This is a genomic window from Actinomycetospora sp., assembly GCF_036497585.1.
Lineage (GTDB): Bacteria > Actinomycetota > Actinomycetes > Mycobacteriales > Pseudonocardiaceae > Actinomycetospora.
Genome location: NZ_DASXJD010000196.1, coordinates 46,812 through 66,490, shown reverse-complemented (window position 1 = coordinate 66,490; position 19,679 = coordinate 46,812). Strand labels below are relative to the sequence as shown.

General features: G+C 73.8%; 20 protein-coding genes and 1 tRNA gene. 5 read left to right on the top strand and 16 right to left on the bottom strand.

The features are described from left to right. Positions 1 to 5: 5 nt before the first annotated feature. The 9 genes from mshC to VGH76_RS18975 form a co-directional block, all read right to left on the bottom strand. Complete coding sequence (gene mshC, locus VGH76_RS19015) at positions 6 to 1,256, bottom strand: cysteine--1-D-myo-inosityl 2-amino-2-deoxy-alpha-D-glucopyranoside ligase (protein WP_331558276.1); 1,251 nt, start codon at positions 1,254 to 1,256, stop codon at positions 6 to 8. A 315-nt stretch (positions 1,257 to 1,571) separates the two neighbouring features. Continuing rightward, positions 1,572 to 3,575, bottom strand: a complete 2,004-nt coding sequence (locus tag VGH76_RS19010; protein ID WP_331558275.1) for a VWA domain-containing protein — start codon at positions 3,573 to 3,575, stop codon at positions 1,572 to 1,574. Then, the gene (locus VGH76_RS19005) at positions 3,565 to 5,025 is read right to left on the bottom strand and encodes a sigma 54-interacting transcriptional regulator (RefSeq protein ID WP_331558274.1); all 1,461 of its coding nucleotides are present in this window, start codon (positions 5,023 to 5,025) and stop codon (positions 3,565 to 3,567) included. Before VGH76_RS19005 ends, VGH76_RS19010 begins: the two co-directional genes overlap by 11 nt. A gap of 184 nt (positions 5,026 to 5,209) precedes the next feature. Beyond that, positions 5,210 to 6,460: an MFS transporter gene (locus VGH76_RS19000; protein WP_331558290.1), complete on the bottom strand. Its 1,251-nt coding sequence runs from the start codon at positions 6,458 to 6,460 to the stop codon at positions 5,210 to 5,212. 40 nt (positions 6,461 to 6,500) lie between these two features. After that, entirely contained in the window at positions 6,501 to 7,493 is a 993-nt protein-coding gene (locus tag VGH76_RS18995; RefSeq protein ID WP_331558273.1) for an MBL fold metallo-hydrolase, read from the bottom strand. Next, on the bottom strand, positions 7,478 to 8,269 hold the full coding sequence (locus VGH76_RS18990) for an SCO1664 family protein (protein ID WP_331558289.1): 792 nt from the start codon (positions 8,267 to 8,269) through the stop codon (positions 7,478 to 7,480). Before VGH76_RS18990 ends, VGH76_RS18995 begins: the two co-directional genes overlap by 16 nt. A 109-nt stretch (positions 8,270 to 8,378) precedes the next feature. Continuing rightward, on the bottom strand, positions 8,379 to 8,948 hold the full coding sequence (locus tag VGH76_RS18985; RefSeq protein WP_331558272.1) for a DUF3090 domain-containing protein: 570 nt from the start codon (positions 8,946 to 8,948) through the stop codon (positions 8,379 to 8,381). A 70-nt stretch (positions 8,949 to 9,018) separates the two neighbouring features. Continuing rightward, complete coding sequence (locus VGH76_RS18980) at positions 9,019 to 9,750, bottom strand: histidine phosphatase family protein (protein ID WP_331558271.1); 732 nt, start codon at positions 9,748 to 9,750, stop codon at positions 9,019 to 9,021. A gap of 24 nt (positions 9,751 to 9,774) precedes the next feature. Then, positions 9,775 to 10,605 carry an undecaprenyl-diphosphate phosphatase gene (locus VGH76_RS18975; protein WP_331558270.1) on the bottom strand — a complete coding sequence of 277 codons (831 nt, stop codon included), beginning with the start codon at positions 10,603 to 10,605 and terminating at the stop codon, positions 9,775 to 9,777. 108 nt (positions 10,606 to 10,713) lie between these two features. Between VGH76_RS18975 and VGH76_RS18970 the strand changes: the two genes are divergently transcribed. Both VGH76_RS18970 and VGH76_RS18965 read left to right on the top strand, forming a co-directional pair. Continuing rightward, positions 10,714 to 11,721, top strand: a complete 1,008-nt coding sequence (locus VGH76_RS18970; protein ID WP_331558269.1) for an aldo/keto reductase — start codon at positions 10,714 to 10,716, stop codon at positions 11,719 to 11,721. Between the two features lie 71 nt (positions 11,722 to 11,792). After that, the gene (locus VGH76_RS18965) at positions 11,793 to 12,044 is read left to right on the top strand and encodes a DUF5703 family protein (protein WP_331558268.1); all 252 of its coding nucleotides are present in this window, start codon (positions 11,793 to 11,795) and stop codon (positions 12,042 to 12,044) included. 54 nt (positions 12,045 to 12,098) lie between these two features. Here VGH76_RS18965 and VGH76_RS18960 read toward each other — a convergent pair whose 3' ends face one another. Genes VGH76_RS18960 through VGH76_RS18950 form a run of 3 tightly spaced genes read right to left on the bottom strand, consistent with a single transcriptional unit; the run spans position 12,099 to position 15,141 of the window. Then, positions 12,099 to 13,058 carry an NADPH:quinone oxidoreductase family protein gene (locus tag VGH76_RS18960; protein WP_331558267.1) on the bottom strand — a complete coding sequence of 320 codons (960 nt, stop codon included), beginning with the start codon at positions 13,056 to 13,058 and terminating at the stop codon, positions 12,099 to 12,101. Between the two features lie 2 nt (positions 13,059 to 13,060). Beyond that, on the bottom strand, positions 13,061 to 13,831 hold the full coding sequence (locus tag VGH76_RS18955; protein WP_331558266.1) for an SDR family oxidoreductase: 771 nt from the start codon (positions 13,829 to 13,831) through the stop codon (positions 13,061 to 13,063). Beyond that, a complete protein-coding gene (locus VGH76_RS18950; protein ID WP_331558265.1) occupies positions 13,825 to 15,141 on the bottom strand; it encodes a M20/M25/M40 family metallo-hydrolase in 1,317 nt (438 codons plus the stop codon). Before VGH76_RS18950 ends, VGH76_RS18955 begins: the two co-directional genes overlap by 7 nt. 64 nt (positions 15,142 to 15,205) lie before the next feature. On the opposite strand from VGH76_RS18950, the gene VGH76_RS18945 reads away from it, so the two are divergent. The 3 genes from VGH76_RS18945 to VGH76_RS18935 all read left to right on the top strand — a co-directional run bounded on the left by VGH76_RS18945 (position 15,206) and on the right by VGH76_RS18935 (position 16,509). Further along, positions 15,206 to 15,289, top strand: a tRNA-Leu gene (locus VGH76_RS18945). Between the two features lie 213 nt (positions 15,290 to 15,502). Continuing rightward, on the top strand, positions 15,503 to 15,643 hold the full coding sequence (locus tag VGH76_RS18940) for a hypothetical protein (RefSeq protein WP_331558264.1): 141 nt from the start codon (positions 15,503 to 15,505) through the stop codon (positions 15,641 to 15,643). A 416-nt stretch (positions 15,644 to 16,059) separates the two neighbouring features. After that, on the top strand, positions 16,060 to 16,509 hold the full coding sequence (locus VGH76_RS18935; protein WP_331558288.1) for an Hsp20/alpha crystallin family protein: 450 nt from the start codon (positions 16,060 to 16,062) through the stop codon (positions 16,507 to 16,509). Between the two features lie 1,038 nt (positions 16,510 to 17,547). Here the strand turns inward: VGH76_RS18935 and VGH76_RS18930 are convergent. From VGH76_RS18930 to VGH76_RS18915, 4 genes are all read right to left on the bottom strand, one after another. Next, positions 17,548 to 17,937 carry a hypothetical protein gene (locus VGH76_RS18930; RefSeq protein ID WP_331558263.1) on the bottom strand — a complete coding sequence of 130 codons (390 nt, stop codon included), beginning with the start codon at positions 17,935 to 17,937 and terminating at the stop codon, positions 17,548 to 17,550. A gap of 274 nt (positions 17,938 to 18,211) precedes the next feature. Then, positions 18,212 to 18,382, bottom strand: coding sequence for a hypothetical protein (locus VGH76_RS18925; RefSeq protein ID WP_331558262.1), 171 nt, complete (start codon positions 18,380 to 18,382; stop codon positions 18,212 to 18,214). 25 nt (positions 18,383 to 18,407) lie between these two features. Continuing rightward, positions 18,408 to 18,839: an Hsp20/alpha crystallin family protein gene (locus VGH76_RS18920; RefSeq protein WP_331558287.1), complete on the bottom strand. Its 432-nt coding sequence runs from the start codon at positions 18,837 to 18,839 to the stop codon at positions 18,408 to 18,410. A 261-nt stretch (positions 18,840 to 19,100) separates the two neighbouring features. Further along, a complete protein-coding gene (locus VGH76_RS18915) occupies positions 19,101 to 19,559 on the bottom strand; it encodes a GreA/GreB family elongation factor (protein WP_331558261.1) in 459 nt (152 codons plus the stop codon). Between the last annotated feature and the right edge of the window lie 120 nt (positions 19,560 to 19,679).

Sequence of the window (19,679 nt, the reverse complement as noted above, 5' to 3'; positions counted from 1 at the left end):
ATCCCTCAGTGCAGGGTCACGCCGAGCAGCGCGTCGACCGCGAGTGCGAGCCGTGGCCCGGCACCGGCCGCGGCGCCCGATGCCGGCCGCCGCAGCGCCTCCTCGGCCCAGGCGTCGACCGCGGCGAGCGCCCCGGGGGTGTCGAGGTCGTCGGCGAGGTGGAGCCGCACCCGGTCGACGACGTCGTCCGGGTCCGGTCCGGAGTCGAGCGAGGCGGCCTCGCGCCAGCGGTGCAGCCGGGCCTGGCCGCCGGTGAGCAGGTCGGCCGTCCAGGAGCGGTCGGTGCGCCAGTGCCCGGAGAGCAGCGCCAGGCGGACCGCCATCGGGTCGACCCGGTCGCCGCGCAGCCGCGAGACGAACACGAGGTTGCCCTTGGACTTCGACATCTTCTCGCCGTCGAGCCCGATCATCCCGGCGTGGCAGTAGTGCCGGGCCATGGGGTGGACCCCGGTGAGGGCCTCGCCGTGCGCGGAGCCGAACTCGTGGTGCGGGAAGGCGAGGTCGGAGCCGCCGCCCTGCAGGTCGTAGGTGTCCCCCAGCCGGTTCAGCGCGATCGCGGTGCACTCGACGTGCCAGCCCGGACGCCCGTGGCCGAGGTCGGAGGGCCACGACGGCTCGCCGTCGCGGGCCATGCGCCACAGCAGCGCGTCGAGCGGGTGGCGCTTGCCCGGCCGGTCCGGGTCACCGCCCCGCTCGGGGAACACCTCGGTCATCCGCGCCTCCGAGTAGCGCGAGACGTAGCCGAAGTCGGCGGTGGCGGTGTGGTCGAAGTAGACGTCGGGGAACTCGGCGTCGTCGGCCCGGTAGGCCGCGCCGGAGGCGAGCAGCTTCCCGACGAGCTCCGAGATCTCGTCGACGGCCTCGACCGCCCCGATGTAGTCGCGCGGCGGCAGCACCCGCAGCGACTCCATGTCCTCGCGGAAGAGCGCGGTCTCCCGCATCCCGAGGACCATCCAGTCGAACTTGTCGCGCTCGGCGCGCTCGAGCAGCGGGTCGTCGATGTCGGTGACGTTCTGGACGTAGTGGACGTCGTGGCCGGCGTCGCGCCAGCACCGGTTGACCAGGTCGAAGGCCAGGTAGGTCGCGGCGTGGCCGAGGTGCGTGGCGTCGTACGGGGTGATGCCGCAGACGTACATCGTGGCGCCCGAGGGGCCCGGGGCCGTGGGCCGGATCTCACCGCTCGAGGTGTCGAAGAGCCGCAGCGGGGGCGGGTTGCCGGGCACCGGGGGAACCTCGACCGAAGACCACGAGCGCATGCCCCGACCCTAAGCCCCGGCCCGCGGCTCGGGGGGCGAACCGTGTGGCAGCGAACCGGTCCGGGCCCGGCGTCCGAAGAACGGGTGGGACCCGGCCGGGTCCTGCCACAGGGCCGTCGAGGGCGAGCACGGCGGCCCCGCTCGTAACGGAAGGGCCCGGCCGGGGCGGCAGGAGTCGCGGGGGGTTCGACTCCGGCCTACTCCCAGAGTAACCCACCGCTAGCGCCGTTCGGGTGGATCACACCGTTCACGACGGCTCTCTTGGCCGCAATGTCACGCTGAGCCACGAAGTGATCGAATGTCTCATCGTTGAATTCAGCGCCGTCGGCTGTGGAGGTAGTCGCTGACCACCGCGGCCCCCAGACCGTCGAGGTCCGGGGCCACCACTCGGCCGCCGCTGCGGCGGGCCACCATGTCGACGAACTCCTCGAGCCGGGCGTCCTCCCCGAGCATGAACACCGTGAGCGCCGCCCCGAGCCGGGAGATCGCGTCCACCTCGTTCAGCGTCGCCCGCAGCGTCTCCGGGCTCGGCGGGTAGTCGAACACGGCGTGCCCGTCGGGCTCGAGGTGTGCGGTCGGCTCCCCGTCGGTGACGACGAGGACCACCGGGGCGGCGTCGGAGTTCTTCCGCAGGTGCCGGCCCGCGAGCAGCAGCGCGTGGTGCAGGTTCGTGCCCTGCTCCCACGCCCCCTCGAGGCCGGTGAGCTCGCCGAGATCCACCGTCCGGGCGTGCCGCCCGAAGGTGATGATCTGCAGCGCGTCCCCGCGGAAGCGCGTCGAGACCAGGTGGTGCAGCGCCAGCGCGGTGCGCTTCATCGGCACCCACCGGCCGTCGGCCACCATCGACCACGACGTGTCCACGCACAGCGCCACCGCCGCGCGGGTGCGCTGCTCGGTCTCGACGATCTCGACGTCGCTGACGTCCAGGACGCGCTCGTCGCCGGCGGCGTGCCGCATCTCGGCGTTGAGCAGCGTCCGCGACACGTCCCAGCGCTCGGTGTCCCCGAACGACCACGGCCGCGTCGCGCCGCTCGCCTCCCCCGCCGCGCCGGAGCGCTGCGTCTCCCGCTCGCCGCGGCGCGTCGAGAGCGACCCGACGACGTCGCGCAGCGCGGACTGCCCGAGCTGGCGCAGGGCTTTCGGGGAGAGCATCAGCGACCCGTCCGGGGCGCGCTCGAACACGCCCTGGTTCTCCAGCTCGCGCTCCAGCTCGGCGAGCCGCTGGGCGTCCACCCGGGCCTGCCGACCGAGGGACGCCTCGAGCGCCTCGAGGTCGATGTCCTCCATGCGGGCGCCCGGGTAGGTCTGCGAGAGCTGCTCGGAGAGCGAGTCCAGCTGCGCGAGCTGCTCCATGGCCCGCGTCGCCTCACCCATCCCCATGGGGTTGTCGCCGCGGAACCGGCCCTGGCCGTCCCAGTCCTCCCCCGGTCGCATCGCCTGCAGCTGGGAGTCCAGCCGGGCGAGCTGATCGGCCAGGCGCGGGTCGCCGAACGCGGACTGCATGAGGCCCTCGAGCTCGGCGCGCTGCTCGGCCGAGAGCGAGTTCATCATCCGCTGGGCGGCCGCCGACCGCTGCGCCAGGATGTCGACGAGCTCCTCGACGTTGCTCGGGTTCTCCGGGAAGTACTGGCCGTGCTTCTCCATGAACTCGGCGAACTGCTCGGCCGTGTCCTCGCCCCGCCCGTGGGCGTCGAGGAGGTCGTTGAGGTCGGAGAGCATCTCCCGGACCCCGTCGACGTCCTCCTGGGTCGCGTTCTCCATCGCCTCCTTCATGCCCTGGAAGCGCTGGTCGAGCGCCTCCCGGCCGAGGAGGTCCTGGATCTGCTGGTAGGCCTGGCGCGCCTCGGCGTTGCGCCAGTCGTAGTTCTCCAGCTCGCGCACCGCGCCCGCCGGGGAGTCCGGCAGCGCGTCGAGGCTCATCTCGCGGAAGCGGGCGTCGTCGGAGTCCTCGGCCTGCAGCGAGTTCCGCTCGGCCTCGAGGGCCTGGTTCAGCAGCTCCCGGATCTCCTGGAGGGTGCCGTCGATCCGGTTCTCGCGCTGCAGCTGGCGGCGCTGCTCGAACAGCCGCCGCTGCAGGTCGTCGAGACCCTGCTGGTCGCGCAGCCCGCGTCGCATCAGCTCGCGCATCGCCTGCCGCGGGCTGGTGCCCTCCATGACGTCCCGGCCCAGCGCGTCCATCGCCTCGCGGAGGTCGAACGGGGGGGCGAGCGGATCGGGGCCGTCGTAGAACCGGCCATAGGTGTAGCGCCCGGAGCGGGGGCCGACGGGCCCGGGACGGCCCGCACCGCCGGCGTCGTCGTCGGGGATCTCAGCCGCCATAGGTGACCCTCCCCTCGCCATCCTCGGCTGAGTCGTCCCTGTCCTTGGCCAGCTTGCGCGTCAGGTACAGGTGCTCCAGCGCCAGTTCGACGGCGCTGGCCAGCGGCCCGGGCGCCTCGGTGTCGCCCGCGCCGAGCCGCTCGGCGACGGTGCGCACCACCGGCACGGCGGGCAGCGTCGCGACGACCTCGCGGGCCGGCACCCGCTCCCCCGTCACCACCCGGCGGCCCTCGGCGACGGCGTCGGCGAGCGGGCCGAGGTCCACCCCCGCGAGCCGCTTGCGGGCGGTCTCGGCGATCGCGCGGCGCAGCAGGTGGGTCAGCAGCTCCTCCTCGCGGCCCTCCTCGCCGGACTCGAACTCGAGCTTGCCGCGCAGCACCGGCACCACGGCCTCGAGGTCGACCGGCCGGGCGACGGCGGCGTCCTCGCCGGTCACCGCGGCGCGGCGCAGCGCCGCGGCGGCCACGGTCTCGGCCGCGGCCACGGAGAACCGCGCCGAGACCCCGGAGCGCTGGTCGATCGCGGAGGCACCGCGCAGGTTGCGGGTGAAGCGCGCGATCACCTCGACGAGGTGGTCGGGCACCTCGGCGACGGTGTGCGCCTCCTGCCGGACCAGCGCGACCTCGCCGGCGACCTCCAGCGGGTAGTGGGTGCGCACCTCGGCGCCGAAGCGGTCCTTGAGCGGGGTGATGATCCGCCCGCGGTTGGTGTAGTCCTCGGGGTTCGCGCTGGCGACGAGGAGGACGTCCAGCGGCAGGCGCAGCGTGTAGCCGCGGACCTGGATGTCCCGCTCCTCCATGACGTTGAGCAGTGCGACCTGGATGCGCTCGGCGAGATCGGGCAGCTCGTTGATCGTGACGATCCCGCGGTGCGTGCGCGGGACGAGGCCGTAGTGGATCGTCTCCGGGTCCCCGAGGCTGCGGCCCTCGGCGACCTTCACCGGGTCGACGTCGCCGATGAGGTCGGCCACGGAGGTGTCCGGCGTCGCGAGCTTCTCGGCGTACCGCACGGAGCGGTGGCGCCAGCCGACCGGGAGGGCGTCGCCCTCGACGGCCGCGCGGCGGATGCTCGCCGGAATGATCGGCTGCTCGGGGTGCTCGCCGAGCTCCGAGCCCTCGATGACGGGGGTCCACTCGTCGAGCAGCGCGACGAGGCTGCGCAGCAGGCGGGTCTTGCCCTGACCGCGCTCGCCGAGCAGGACGACGTCGTGCCCCGCGAGGATCGCGCGCTCGAACTGCGGCAGCACGGTGCGCTCGAACCCGACGATGCCGGGCCACGGGTTCTCGCCGGCCTTGAGGGTGGTCAGCAGGTTGTCGCGCAGCTCGTCGCGGACGCTGCGGGGGGGCTTGGCGGGGTGGTCGCTCGCGCGGAGCTCACCGAGGGTCGTGGGGAGGCCCGCCGGCGGGGCGGGGGTGCCTGCGGTACGAGCGGCTGGGCGAGGAGAGCTCACCTCCGCCACGCTACGACGGCGTCGGCGCTCGTGCCGCCCAGATCATGGGACCGCGGGTCCCACGCTGCGCGGCCGGCCACTGAGCCACCGTGATCGTCTTCCCGTAGCGGAACCGGACGCCCAGAGCCCGGACCCGCTACGGGGAGCGATCATGCGGGGAACAGACCCGACGGTCGGGCCGGGGTCAGCCGACGCGCGCCGGCTCGGCGGGACGACGCTCCGCACGTGTCGCACGCCGGACCCGCCGGGCCGCCAGCGCCATCCCGGCCAGCCCGACCAGGGCCACCGGCACGTGCACCGCCATCGCGACCCCGAACGCCGTCGTCGTCCAGTCAACCGGGGCACCCGCGCCCTGCAGGTCGAGCAGCACCCCGACGAGGGCCACCACCAGCAGCGACGACGTGAACCCCCCGACGTTGACCACCCCCGACGCCCGTCCCACCTGCGAGGGCGCCACCGCGGACCGCGCCACGTCGAACGCCACCAACGACGCCGAGCCACCGCTGCCGAGGACCACGACGAGCGCCGCGAGCACCGGCCACGGCACGGTGCCCGGCCACGCGAGCACGACCGCCCACGCCACGACCTGCGCGGCCACCGACCCGGCGATCAGCGCGACGCGGCGGTGCGGGAACCGCCCCGACGCCAGGCCGAACAGCGGCCCGATCACGACGTTCACCACGACGACGCCGCTGGTCAGCACCCGGGCGACACCGGGCGGGACGTACTCGGCGCTCACGAGGAACGGGAAGCCCCACAGCAGCCCGAACACGTTGCCGCCGAACGGCGAGGCGAAGTGGCACCAGAACCCCAGCCGCGTGCCGGGCGAGCGCACCACCGCGCCGAGCCCGGTGGGGCGGTCGTCCGGCGCGGTCCGGGCCTCGATCGGGCCGTCGCGCAGCACCAGCGCCGCCGTGGCCGCGACCAGCCCGGTCACGCCGGCGGCCGAGAGGTAGGCCGCGGTCCAGCCGTCGGAGACCACGAGCGCGGCGAGCGGGATCGCCGACACCGCCTGCCCGAGCTGGCCGAGGATCCCCGAGAGCTGGTTGACCAGCGGCACCCGTCGCGGGGCGAACCAGGTGGGCACCAACCGCAGGATGCTCACGAACGTCACCGCGTCGCCGGCGCCCGCGAGCACCCGGCCGCAGACCGCGAGCGGGAACGACGGCGCGAGCGCCAGCACCGCCTGCCCGACCGCGACGAGCACCGCGCCACCGGCGATGAGCCGCCGGGCGCCGAACCGGTCGGCGAGCACGCCCGCCGGGATCTGCAGGGCCGCGTAGACCGCGAGCGAGAGGACGGCGAGCAGCGAGAGCGTCGCGGCCGAGACCTCGAAGCGCTGGGCCGCCGTGACACCGGTCGCCGCGAGCGCCGAGCGTCCGACCACCGCGAGGACGTACGCGACGACCGCGGTTCCCCAGACGAGCAGCCGCATCACTTGCCGGAACCGTACGCGAACGGAGGATCCGGCCGCGCTACCGGGCCGGGGGGTCCCCTCGTGCTCCCAGGACCCGGGAGCCCCCGATCGGCAGGTCCCAGAGGTCGGCGCGGGCGCGGCCGGTGCGCCGCCACTCCCGCCGGGTCTGCTCGAGCGGCTCGAGCACCGGCTCGCCGGAGAGCACGAACGTGCCCCAGTGCACCGGCACCATCCGGCGCGCTCCCAGGGTCTCGGCGGCGCGCACGGCCTCCGTCGGGTCCATGTGCACGCTGCGCAGCAGCGCCCGGGGCCGGTAGGCGCCCACCGGCAGCGCCGCGATCTCGAGACGGCGGTGGCGGGCGGCGATGCGCGCCAGGAAGGGTCCGGTGGCGGTGTCCCCGGCGTGGTAGATCGCGCGGCCGTCGGGTGCGGTCACCACCCAGCCACCCCAGAGCCGACGGCAGGTGTCGGTCGCCGTCCGCCGCGACCAGTGCCGGGCGGGGACGAACTCGACCGTGACCGGCCCGGAGCGCCCCGGCACCGTGACGGAGTCCCACCAGTCGAGCTCGGTGACGTGGGTGAACCCGCGGGCGCGCAGGAACGGCCCGGTGTTCAGACCGGCCAGCACCCGGGTGTCGCGCGGGAGCCGGGCGAGGGTGCGGACGTCGAGGTGGTCGTAGTGGTCGTGGCTGAGCAGCACCGTGTCGAGGGGCGGCAGTTCCTCGACGGTGCGGCCCGGCGGGGTCAGCCGTCGCGCGGCGCCGGGGATGCCGGGCGAGAGGACCGGGTCGACGAGGACGGTGACCCCGTCGACCCACAGCAGCGCGGACGCGTGCCCGAGCCAGGTGATCCCGAGGGTTCCGGCGGCCGGTTCGGGCAACGGCGCGTCCGGGGTGATCGGCACCGCGAGCGCGTCCCGGCGGGCGACCTCGTCGCGCGGGAACGACCACCACAGCTGCAGGGCGCCCATCGGGCCGAGCAGCTGGGAGTCGAGCCGGTGGCGGAAGTCCGCGGGGACGGGCTCCCGTCGCCCGCTCAGAAGGCGGGCCACGGGATCGGCGGCCAGCCGCCCGTCGGCGCGGGCAGTTCGCCGGCGTGCAGCAGCCGGTCCACCCGGGAGCGCAGCGCCTTCACCTCGGTGCACGTGACGTGGTCGTTCAGCTCGTCCCCGAGGGCAGGCCCACGAGATCCGGCACGGTTGCCCGGGGACAGCGCGGCGCGGAGGCCCTGCAGGCCTGCGGTGACCTCGTCACCGAGCGACTCGCCCACCCAGCCCCACAGCACGGTGCGCAGCTTGGTGTTCTGGTGCAGGCAGATGCCGTGGTCGACGCCGTAGACGCGGCCGTCGGCGCCGGCGAGCACGTGACCGCCCTTGCGGTCCGCGTTGTTCGCGACGACGTCGAGGGCGGCCATCGCCCGCAGCGCCGGGTCGTCGGCGTGCACGAGCAGCGCCGGCTCGCCGTCGTCGCCACGCGCCCGCAGCACGGTGCGCCAGTGCGGCCCGACGTCGCGCGGCGCGACGATGTCGACGAGCTCGCGCTCCTCGTCGATCTCGATCCACCGCTGCACCATGCCCGGCCCGAAGGGGCCGTCCCGGTGCACCGTCGCCGGGACGACGTCGAACCCCGCGGCCTTGCTGATGAGGTAGGTCGCGACCTCACGGCCGGCGAGCGTGCCGTCGGGGAAGTCCCAGAGCGGGCGCTCCCCGCGCACCGGCTTGTAGACGCAGAGCCCCTCGACCCCGTCGAGGGTGATGGTGCACAGCAGCGTCGCGTTCGACGCCTCCGTGATGCGCCCCTGCACCTCGAGCGTGCCGCGTCGGAGCAGGTCCTCGACCTGGTCGACGGTGAGTCGGGCGACGGCGTCGGCATCGTTGCTGCCGCCCTCGGGGTCCTGGTGCTTCCCGGGACTGGTCACGCGCGGCGTCGATCCCCTCTCACGACTCCGCGGCGACCCGGCGGAACCCGTTCTGCCGCGGGCACACGTGCCCGGCGGCGTCCAGGGGCTGGGTGCACAGCGGGCACAGGCGACGGCCGGCGGAGACGACCCGCTCGGCCCGGGTGGCGAAGGCGCGGGCCCGCTCCGGGGACAGGAACACGCGCAGGGCGTCGGGACCCTCGTCGGTGTCGTCGAGCACGACCGACTCGTCGACCTCCTCCTCGGTGACCGCGAGCAGCTCGACGACGACGCTGCGGGACTCGGCGTCCCAGCCCAGCCCCATCGTCCCGACGCGGAACTCCTCCTCGACGGGGACCTCGAGCGGCGAGGTGTCGACCTCGTTCTCCGGCGTGGTGGGCGGGACCTCGGCACCGAAGCGGCGGGAGACCTCCTCGAGAAGCGTGCCGATGCGCTCGGAGAGCACCGACACCTGCTGCTTCTCGAGCAGCACGGACACGCGGCGCGCCGACTCGGAGGCCTGCAGGTAGAACGAGCGGTCGCCGGGCTCCCCGACCGTGCCGGCGACGAACCGGTCGGGCTGGCGGAAGACGTGGATCACCCTGGGCATGGCCCCTCGATCATGTCGTGCCGTTCGGGCCGGGCTGCGCGCGGGTTCCCGGCGGGACTTCGGGTCGGGGTCAGTTTACGCCGGTGGACCCGCCGACCACCGCCTCGGAGCCGTCGCCCGCGACGTCGGTGGCGTCCTCCCCCTCGCCCTCGGGCTTCTCCTCGTCGGGCTTCGGGACCAGCGAGGACAGGTCCCCGCCGGTGTCGTTGACGCGCACGACGAACGGGCGGGTCGGGGTGTAGCTGATCACACTGATCGAGCAGGGGTCGACCGAGATGCGCTGGAACGAGTCGAGGTGCAGCCCGAGCGCGTCGGCGATCACCGACTTGATCACGTCACCGTGGCTGCACACCACCCACAGCGCCTTCGGGCCGTGCTCCTCGGCGATGCGGGCGGCGTGGCGGCGCACCGCGGCGACGCTGCGGTGCTGCATGCCCGCGAGGCCCTCGCCGCCGGGGAAGACGGCGGCCGACGGGTGGGCCTGCACGACCTTCCAGAGGTCCTCCTTGCCCAGCTCCCCGAGCGTCTTCCCGGTCCAGTCGCCGTAGTCGACCTCGGAGAGGTCGTCCTCCACAGCGGCCTCGAGGCCCCGCGCCTCGAGCAGCGGGGCGACCGTCTCCTCGCAGCGCTGCAGCGGCGAGCGGACCACCGCGGCGAGCGGCAGGACGGCGAGCCGGTCGACCAGTCCCTTCGCCTGGGTGCGGCCGTGGTCGTCGAGACCGACCCCGGTGGAGCGGCCGGCCAGGACGCCCGACACGTTCGCGGTCGAGCGGCCGTGCCGCAGGAGGATCACCGTCGTCACGTCCGCCAACCCTAACCGGATCGCTCAGGTCGCGGAGATCATCCCGCCGGACACCGCGAGCAGGACCAACAGGCCGAGGATCACCCGGTACCAGACGAACACGTAGACCGTGTGCTGCTCGACGTAGCGCAGCAGCCAGGCGATCGAGGCGTACCCGACCACGAACGCGACGAGGGTCGCCACCACCATCTGCGCCGCCGAGGGCTGCGCGCCCGGGCCCGACGTGTTCTCGATGTCGGGCAGCGAGAACAGGCCCGCCGCGGTCACCGCCGGGATCGCGAGCAGGAAGCTGAAGCGGACCGCCGCCGGGCGCTGCAGCCCGAGGAAGAGCCCGGCCGAGACGGTGCCGCCCGAGCGGGACACCCCGGGCAGCAGCGCGAGCGCCTGCGCGCAGCCCATGAGGACGCCGTCGCGCAGGGTCAGGTCCTCGACCGGACGGCGCTGGCGGCCGTACTTCTCGGCGGCGCCGAGGACCACTCCGAAGAGCACCAGCGAGGCGCCGATGAGCCACAGGTTGCGCGCCGGGCCCTCGATGGCGTCCTTGAACAGCACCCCGAGGATGCTGATCGGCAGGGTGCCGATGATCACGTACCAGGCCAGCCGGTAGTCGAGGCCGCGCGCGGATCGCCCTCGCAGCCCTGCCAGCCATGCCGTCAGGAGCCGCCAGATGTCGGGCCAGAAGTAGATGAGGACGGCGGCCTCGGTCCCCAGCTGGGTGACCGCGGTGAACGCGGCGCCGGCGTCGTTGCCGAAGAACACCCCCGCGACGATCCGCAGGTGCGCCGAGGAGGAGATGGGCAGGAACTCGGTCAACCCCTGGACGAGTCCGAGGACCAGGGCTTCGAGCCAGCTCATCTGCACGGGTCCGGAACCGTAACGGATGACCGGTACGCCGCGGTCGCGTCGGGGGTCGCGGCCCGGCGTCCACGGCCGGCGGGGTGATGACCCCTATCCTGCGGGGCCGTGGAACAGCGACGCCTCGGTGCCAGCGGGCTGCGCGTCTCGCGGCTCGCGCTCGGCACGATGACCTGGGGTCGCGACACCGACGCCGACGAGGCGGGGGCGTCGCTGCTGGCCTTCCTCGACGCCGGTGGCACCCTGGTCGACACCGCAGACGTGTACGCGGACGGGGAGGCCGAGGCGATCCTCGGTGGGCTGTTCGCCGACGTGATCCCGCGCACCGAGGTCGTGCTCGCGACCAAGGCCGGGGCGCGCCGCGAGGACGGACCGTTCGGCGGCGGGGCGTCGCGCTCGTCGCTGCTCGCCTCGCTCGACGCGTCGCTGGAGCGGATGGGCACCGACTACGTCGACCTCTGGCAGCTGCACTCGTGGGACCCGGAGGTCCCGCTCGACGAGACCCTCTCCGCGGTGGACCTCGCGGTCTCCTCCGGGCGTGTCCGCTACGCCGGGGTCGCGAACTACGCCGGCTGGCAGGTGGCCGCGGCGGCCCGGTCGGCGGGGCTGCCCCTGGTCAGCGTGCAGTCCGAGTACTCCCTGCTCGAGCGCGGCGTCGAGGACGAGGTGCTCCCGGCCGCCTCGTACCACGGCATGGGGCTGCTGCCCTGGGGTCCGCTGGGGCGCGGCGTGCTGACCGGCAAGTACCGCGACGGCACCCCGCACGACTCGCGCGGCGCCTCGGCGCACCTGGGGCCCTACGTCGGGCACCACCGCACGGATCGGGCGGCCCGGATCGTCCAGGCGGTGGTGACGGCCGCGCACGGGCTCGGCACCTCCCCGCTCGCGGTCGCGCTGGCCTGGGTACGGGACCGCCCGGGCGTGGTGGCCCCGGTGGTCGGCGCCCGCGACGGGGCCCAGCTGCTCGGCTCGCTCGCCGCGGAGGAGCTGACGCTGCCGCCGGCGATCCGAGGAGCCCTCGACGACGTCTCGTCCTCCCCCCTCGTCCCGGTGGGCGCGGGCGCGGTGGGACCCGACGGCGTCCTGGTCGACCACGAGCCGGCGCCCTGGACGTGACCTGCCGGAGCCTGCCGTCGCCGGTCCCGAGGACGTACGGTGGTTGCCGGACTGCGACCAGGAGGTTGCCGGTGAGCGACGCGACGCTGCCCGATCATCCCGATGTCGCCCTCGAGCCCGGCGTGGTCGAGGGCGACTGGGAGTACCAGCCGGTGCGCCTCCCGCCCGACGTGTCCCGCCTCTCGGCGAGCGCGGAGCTCGGGCTGCGCTCCCAGTTCGGCGGGTGGGAGCTCGCCCGGACCCTGCTCTACGCGGACGGCACCCGGAAGGTGTGGCTGCGGCGCAAGCTGTCGCGGGCCTCGCTGGGCGCCGTCGGCGTCTGAGGGGCGTCCCCGGCGGGTGCTCGGCGCCCTTGTCGCCGGCCCGCGGCGCCCGGCTCACGGCGTGACGACCACGCGCCCCGTCGTCGTGCGGGCCGCGATCGCGTCGAGGGCGTCCGGGAGATCGGCCAGCGCGTACTCCGCCCCCACGAGCGGGTCGATGAGCCGCCGCGCCCACAGCGCCTCGAGCTCCCGCTGCCATGCCTCGACCAGCTCCGGCGCCCGCGTCCGGTACGCCGCCCAGTGCACCCCGACGACGTCGTAGTTCTTCACCAGCGCGTGGTTGGTGGGCGCGTCGGCGATCCGGCCCCCGGCGAAGCCGATGACGAGGATCCGGCCCTCCCAGGCCGTCACCCGCCGGGAGGCGTCGAAGGTGTCGCCGCCGACCGGGTCGTAGACGACGTCGGCCCCGCGCCCGTCCGTGAGCTCCTTGACCGCGGGGATCAACGTCTCGGCGACCGGGCCGTCCAGCACGATCACCTCGTCCGCGCCGAGCCGCCGTGCCACCTCGGCCTTGTCCGCGGACCCCACCGTCGCGATCACCCGCGCCCCCGCCGCGACCCCGAGCTGCACCGCGGCCGCCCCGACCCCGCCGGCGGCGGCGTGCACGAGCAACGTCTCCCCGGCGCGCAGCGACGTCCGGTGGTGCAGCGCGCACCAGCCGGTCTGGTAGGCGACGAAGAACCCGGACGCCTGGGCCGCCGTCATGCCCTCGGGCCACGGGTACGAGGTCCCGACGACCGCCTGCTCGGCGTATCCGCCGTGGGGCAGCACGGCCGGACCGAAGACCCGTTCTCCGGTCGCGACGTCGGTCCCGGCCACCTCCAGGCCCGGGGTGAACGGCAGTGGCGGGCGCTCCTGGTACGTGCCGCGGCAGTAGAGGATGTCGGCGAAGTTCACCGACGCCGCCTCGACCCGGACCACCCGCTGCCCGTCTCCAGCCGCCGGAGCCGGCAGGTCGGTCAGCTCCAGCACGTCCCGCGGCTCCCCGAACCGCGGCACCGTCCAGCCGCGCACGGTCAGCCCTCCCAGGCCAACCGGGGCGGGGCCTCGCCGCCCTTCGGGCCGGGGACCCCGCGGAACCCGTAGGGCCCCGGGTCGCGGCCGGGCTGGACGTACCAGCACTCCCCCGGCGCGCCGTCGGCGAGCATGCGCTCCGTCCCGTCGGCGACGTCGTCGGCGGTCAGCAGCGGGAACCCGGCGAACTGGTCACGCAGGTGGGCGATCAGCGCGGTGTCCGCGTACCCCGGGCACAGGGCCATCACCCGGATGTCCTCGGTCGCGAGCGTGGCCGCGGCCGAGCGCACGTAGCCGACGACGGCGTGCTTGGTGAGCGTGTAGATCGCGTCGCCGGGCAGCGGCACCAGGCCGGCCAGCGACGACGTCGCGATGACCGTCCCGCCGCCCGCACGCCGCAACGCGGGCACGGCCGCGGTCAGCCCGAACACGACGTGGTCGACGTTGACGCCGAGGACGCGGCGGTAGGCCTCGACGTCGAGGTCGGTGATCCCGGACTGCCCGCCGACCGACCCGGCGTTGAGGTGCACGAGGTCGAGGCGCCCGCCCCAGGTCTCGGCCTCGGCGACCGCGGCGGCCATCGCGGTCGGGGAGGTGACGTCGCAGGAGACCGCGAGTCCCGCGATCTCGTCGGCGACAGCGGCGGCGGCCACAACGTCGCGGTCCACGATCGCGACCTTCGCGCCCGCCCCGGCCAGCCGGCGGGCGACGGCCTCGCCGATGCCGGAGGCGCCGCCGGTCACCAGGGCGACGGTCTGGTCGGTGATCAGCACGTCCGGAGGATCCTCTCGAGCACGCGGGTGCCGAAGTGCAGCGCGTCGACCGGCACCCGCTCGTCGGTGCCGTGGAAGAGGGCGGTGAAGTCGAGGTCCGGGGGCAGGCGCAGCGGCGCGAACCCGAAGCAGCGCATCCCGAGCTTCTCGAACGCCTTGGCATCGGTGCCGCCGGACATCATGTAGGGCAGCGTGTGGCAGCCCGGGTCCTCGGCCTGCACGGCGGCGGTCATGGTGTCGACGAGGTCGCCGGAGAACTCCGTCTCGACCGCGGGCAGGTTGCGGATCCACTCCCGCTCGACGTCGGGTCCCAGGATCTCGTCGAGCTCGCGCTCGAAGGCCTCCTGCCGCCCCGGAAGCACCCGGCAGTCGACGGTGGCCTCGGCGACGGCCGGGATGACGTTGGCCTTGTACCCCGCGGAGAGCATCGTCGGGTTGGCGGTGTCGCGCGTGGTGGCCCCGACCACGCGGGCCACCCCACCGAGCTTGGCGACGGCGCCGTCGAGCGCCGCGGCCGAGTCGGTCGGGAACTCGATGCCGGTCAGCGCCGTGATCTCGGCGAAGAACCCCTGCACCGACTCGGTGAGCACCAGCGGGAAGCGGTGGCGGCCCAGCCGGGCGACGGCCTCGGCGAGGATCGTCACCGCGTTCTCGTCGTGGACCATCGAGCCGTGCCCTGGCCGCGAGCGCACCCGCAGCTTCATCCACGCGATCGACTTCTCGGCGGTCATCACCGGGTAGACGCGGACGTCCTCGCCGAGGGTCACCGAGAACCCGCCGACCTCGCCCAGCGCCTCGGTGCAGCCCTCGAACAGGTCCGGACGGTGCTCGGCGAGCCAGTGCGAGCCGTAGGCGCCGCCGGCCTCCTCGTCGGCGAGGAAGGCGAACACGAGGTCGCGGGGCGGCACGTCGCCCTCCCGCCGGAACTGGCGCGCGAGCGCCAGGATCATCGCGTCCATGTCCTTCATGTCGACCGCGCCGCGGCCCCACACGTAGCCGTCCTGCACCGCGCCGGAGAGCGGGTGCACCGACCAGTCCTCGGCGGTGAACGGCACGACGTCGAGGTGGCCGTGCACCAGCAACGGGGGACGTGACGGATCGGCGCCGGACAGTCGCGCGAAGACGTTGTGCCGGCCCGGCGCCCCGGACTCGACGACCTCGGTCTCGTAGCCGACCTCGCGGAGCTTCGCGTCGACGTAGGCGGCGGCCTCGGCCTCCCCCGTGGTGGTCTCGAGCTCGCCGGTGTTGCTGCTGTCGATCTGGATCAGCTCGCTGGTGAGCTGCACGACATCGTCCTCGGCGGCACCCATGCGCGGCATCCTGCCACCCCCGGTGATCGCGGGCAGTGGCGTCGCGTAAGCTGTGTTCCTGCAGGTCCGAGTGGCGGAATGGCAGACGCGCTAGCTTGAGGTGCTAGTCCCCGAGTAGGGGGTGGGGGTTCAAGTCCCCCCTCGGACACACAGCATCATCGCACGACGTGCGTCGAGACCGACCTCGGCCTCGACGACTCGTTGCCCTGGCTCACAGGTCACTTCTCCGGCACGACGAGCCGCTCGGGAACACATCCCGCCCGGGCAGACCGGGACGAGGTCGCCAGGTCGCGGAGCCGCGGCGTTGACGCTGTCGTAGCCGCCGCTGAACCGGTCGACCACGCCACCTACACTCTGTCGGGTGAGCAGCTCCACTCCCCACCTCACGCGAACCTGCCCGTGGTGTGCGGACGCCACCGTCGTCGGTCTGAGCGAGGAGGGCATGATCCGTGCCCTCGCCCGCCACCTCGAGCGGTGTCCCGGCCAGCAGGGGTCGGAGTAGGTCCGTCGCGCCGACCGTTCGCCACCGGCCCGGAGCCCGGGAGCCGCAGCTCGGATGCAGAGCGGTTGGGCGAGTGTCGTCTCAGCCGGGGCCCGGTCCGCCGCTCTCCCCGTTCACCCGCCGCTCGCCTGTCGGGCTGCGGTCACCATGGCAGTGACACGTCGGTGCGGCTTCGGCCGCCCGGAGCGAACCCGCGGCCTCCGACCCACCTCGCCAGGCCGAACGCGACGGCCGTGCGGTCCGGATCCGGCGACGCGCGCCCGGTCGGCCTGCCGGGCCGAGGTCCCGTACCGAGATTGCCTCTCCGGGACCGAATCGGAGCCGCGGCGCCCTTGCCACCGTCATGAGCACCGAACGGGGTCGGGCCGACCCCGGCATCGCCACCCCGCGACCCACTTGGAGTCCCCGTGACGCTCATGCGATTCGACCCGTTCCGCGAGCTCGACCGCCTCGCCGAACGAACCATTTCCCCGGCCGCCCGCACGATGCCGATGGAGGCCCTGCGCCGCGGCGACGAGTTCGCCGCGTACCTGGATCTGCCCGGCGTGAATCCCGACGACGTCGACGTCACCGTCGAGAAGAACGTGGTCACCATCCGGGCCCGGCGCATGCCGCAACGCGAGGAAGGGGACGAGGTGATCGCCGACGAGCGGACCTACGGCGAGTTCACCCGGCAGCTGTTCCTCGGCGACAACCTCGATCCGGGAGGCCTCACCGCGGACCTCTCCGACGGCGTGCTCACCCTGCGCATCCCGGTCGACGAAGCCAGCAAGCCCCGACGTATCGCGCTCGCCGCGTCCGAGCGCGACGGGGACTCGACCGAACGCGAGGACACGTCGGCCAGTGCCGCCTCATCCTCTCGGTAGTCGCCAGGCCGCAGCCGGAACCGGGGGCCGAACCGTCGCGACCCGACCGTCGAGATCGTAGATCACCTCCATGTCTGATCGACCACGACGCGGAGGCCGAGCAGGCCGTCGAGCGGCCCGCCTCGCACGGATTGCCCGTGGAGCGGGTCGCGATCGTCGGCCGCGACCCGTCTCTCGGTCGAGCCGATCACCGGACGGCTGACCTTCGCCTCCGTCGCATGGCCGGGCCCTGCTCGGTGCCCTGGTCGGCTGGATCTTCGGCCTCCTGGCCTGGGTGGACCCGTTGATCGGCGCACTGCTGGGCGCGCGTCGTACGGCTTGATCTTCGACGCCGTACCGGGCGCGTTCCAGCGGGGGCACTCGACCCGAGGCGGCCGCGCCGGCCTGCGGACTGCCGGCCTGCGGACTGGACGAGAAGCAGCACGAGACGGTTCCACATCCAGGCCGTGCCCACGCTGCTCGTGCTGCGCGGCGGCGAGGTCGCCGCCCGGCCGGCGGGGGCCGCCCCGGTCGCGGCGTTGGGGCGCTGGGCTGGACGACCCCCTCGCCGAACCCCAACTCTCGAAGAGAAGGAGCCATCATGAACGGACGCGACCTCGCCTGGCAGCTGCCGCTACGCCTGACCGCAGGCACCTACATCCTGGACTCGGGCCTGCACAAATGGGATCCCGACGAGGACACGGCGAAGTCTGCACGGGTTCGCCACCGGGACCTATCCGTTCCTGGGCGCCCTCCAGCCGGTCACCTTCACCAAGGCGCTGGCTGCGGCCGAGATACTGGTCGGAGCCGCGCTGCTCGTCCCGGTCGTCCCGGCAGCCCTGGCAGGCGTCGGGCTGCTCGGGTTCGGAGCCGGTCTGGTCGGCCTGTACGCGCGGACCCCCGGGATGCGCAGGCCGGGCACCCCCTTCCCCACCCAGGACGGCATCGCACTGGCCAAGGACTCCTGGCTGGTCGCCATCGGGGCGGCGCTGGTGGCGGGAGACCTCCGCTGAGGAGCTCGACCTCCGTTCCAGCTGAACGATCTGGTGGTCTGCCGGATCACGAAGAGGCTTCAGGAGCGGATGCGCGAGCTCGACGAGCCGGCACAGGCTGCGCGGTCCCGACTTCGCCTGATCGTCGGGCCTGACGCGCCGAGGCGTCGGCCCGCTCGGGGCGCTCCGCGTGCAGACTGCGCGGCCGGCCGCCGTCGGGCACCGGGACCAGGCGGCGGCGCAGCAGCCGGGCCGCCGTCGTCCGCCCACAGGACGGGCACAGCGGCCGTCCGTCCGGGGTGTAGGGCGAGATGACGGGCTCGCCGTCGATCGAGAAGTACTCCCACAGCCCGCCGTCCGGGTCGGCGTAGCGCACGACGTCCACGTCGACCTCCTGCTGCCAGTGGTTCTCGGGACAGAACAGGAGCACCCGCTCCACCGCGATCTCGTCGATCATCGTCTGGAGCGGGCAGCGGGGAATGGCATGCCCACGAGGGTGCCGCCCGCAGCGTTTCGGCGCCTCGACCTGGCGGGCCCAACCCCGGCCGCACGGCTTGCCGTGATGGCGGTCGAGGTACGCCACAGCGCCGCCGGGGTCATGCGAAGGGCACGGCGAGGGAGCGGGTGCTCCGGTGGCGAGCCAGGTACTGATCACGCGGGCGGCTGGACCCGAACGGCCCCGCGCCGGTCATCGACGCGGGGCCGTTCGGCGTGCGGTAGGTCGAGGAGGGTCAGCCGTCCGGTGTCTCGACACGAAGCTGCCGGTACTGCTCGGCCAGCCAGACCAGAGCAGGACCGTTCGGATTCACGCCGGGAATGAGATCCAGCGTCTCGTACGCCTCGGCGATGCATCGCGCGAGCAGGTCGCGCTCCTTCGTCTGGACGTCGGGCTGAGCAGTCATCACGATTCCTTCCTGTTCGGCGCCTTCAGCCGGAAGAGGTGGAGGTCTCCGCAGGCCCCTTGTCGCGGGACGAGCCCAGTGGAATCCGACGCGGCTTGCTCTCTTCGCTGACCGGAATGGTCAGCCGCAACACACCGTCGCGCAGGTCCGGCGTCATCCGGCCTGCGTCGAGGTTGTCTCCCAGGAACAGCTGTCGGGTGAACTCGCCGGACGGCCGCTCATCGATGATCACTTCGTCGCCCTCCTGGCGAGCAGGTGCGCGGCGGGCCCGGACGGTGACGACATTCCGCTCGACGGTCAGCTCGACGTCGTCCTCGAACACCCCCGGCAGGTCGAGATCGACGATGACGGTGTCGCCCCGGCGCAGTGCGGTCATCGGCACCGTCCTCGGTGTCCGCGTTCCGGCGGAGCTCTGGTCCATGATCTGCTCGAACTGGCGGAACGGGTCAAAGCGCATCAGGGTCACGTGTCCTCCTTGATCCAGGCCGACGGTGGGCGGTGCCGCCCACCTCCGGGTCCACCCTGGCAAGCCCGCCGGCGATCCGGACCGGCCCGCGAGCAGCGATTCGCCGCCACGGGCTCGGCCCGTCGGGTGGATCGGGTGCTGCTCGGCGGCACCAGGCGGGCCCGGCCTGTCCCGCGAAGCCGACGCTGCCGCCCGCAGTTGCCACTCCGGGCTGATGCCGGTGCCCAGGCCGTGCAGGATGTTGTCGATCCATCACCGCTCCCCGTCGACGTCGGAGTCGATGCTCTCCACGCGGGCGTGCAACCGACCCTCCGGCGCCGCCCACTCGATCTCGTCGCCGACGCCGGCGCCGAGGAGCGCGCGCCCGAGTGGGCTCTCGGGTGTGACGGTGGGGAAGTCGCCGTCCGGGACGCGGGTGACCTTGAGGCGCTCGGATTGCCCGTCCGGGTAGCGGAGCGCCACCACGCTGCCGACGCAGACCCGGCCTGGCAGGCCGTTGCCTGTCCGAGCCGCGGCCTCGAGCAGGTGCTTGATGTCGCGGATTCTGCCGTCGATCCAGGTCAGCTCGTCTCGGCGCAGGGTCGCCTCGGACTGCTCACCCATGTCGTGCGGATGGTCGTCGGCGGCGAAGCTCGCCTCCAGCTCCGCCCGGCGGGCCCGTAGGAGGTCCAGCTCGTCCAGGAGCGCATGCCGCTCGTCGTGGCTGGTCATCTGCACACGGCTACAAGCATGATCGCCTCCGTGGGGGGCGGCGGGTCGGGCGGATGTACGAGTCGTTCACGGACCACTCGGCGTCGAACTGCCGACTGCGCCTTCTCGTCGTGCCGGGCT

Excerpts from the sequence above, each read along its gene's own strand:
- VGH76_RS18930 (WP_331558263.1), bottom strand. The coding sequence starts at position 17,937 with ATGATCGACGAGATCGCGGTGGAGCGGGTGCTCCTGTTCTGTCCCGAG.
- VGH76_RS18985 (WP_331558272.1), bottom strand. The coding sequence starts at position 8,948 with ATGCCCAGGGTGATCCACGTCTTCCGCCAGCCCGACCGGTTCGTCGCC.
- VGH76_RS18935 (WP_331558288.1), top strand. The coding sequence starts at position 16,060 with ATGCGATTCGACCCGTTCCGCGAGCTCGACCGCCTCGCCGAACGAACC.
- VGH76_RS18920 (WP_331558287.1), bottom strand. The coding sequence starts at position 18,839 with ATGCGCTTTGACCCGTTCCGCCAGTTCGAGCAGATCATGGACCAGAGC.
- VGH76_RS18975 (WP_331558270.1), bottom strand. The coding sequence starts at position 10,605 with ATGAGCTGGCTCGAAGCCCTGGTCCTCGGACTCGTCCAGGGGTTGACC.
- VGH76_RS18915 (WP_331558261.1), bottom strand. The coding sequence starts at position 19,559 with ATGACCAGCCACGACGAGCGGCATGCGCTCCTGGACGAGCTGGACCTC.
- VGH76_RS18950 (WP_331558265.1), bottom strand. The coding sequence starts at position 15,141 with ATGGGTGCCGCCGAGGACGATGTCGTGCAGCTCACCAGCGAGCTGATC.
- VGH76_RS19010 (WP_331558275.1), bottom strand. The coding sequence starts at position 3,575 with ATGGCGGCTGAGATCCCCGACGACGACGCCGGCGGTGCGGGCCGTCCC.
- VGH76_RS19000 (WP_331558290.1), bottom strand. The coding sequence starts at position 6,460 with ATGCGGCTGCTCGTCTGGGGAACCGCGGTCGTCGCGTACGTCCTCGCG.
- VGH76_RS18925 (WP_331558262.1), bottom strand. The coding sequence starts at position 18,382 with ATGACTGCTCAGCCCGACGTCCAGACGAAGGAGCGCGACCTGCTCGCG.
- mshC (WP_331558276.1), bottom strand. The coding sequence starts at position 1,256 with ATGCGCTCGTGGTCTTCGGTCGAGGTTCCCCCGGTGCCCGGCAACCCG.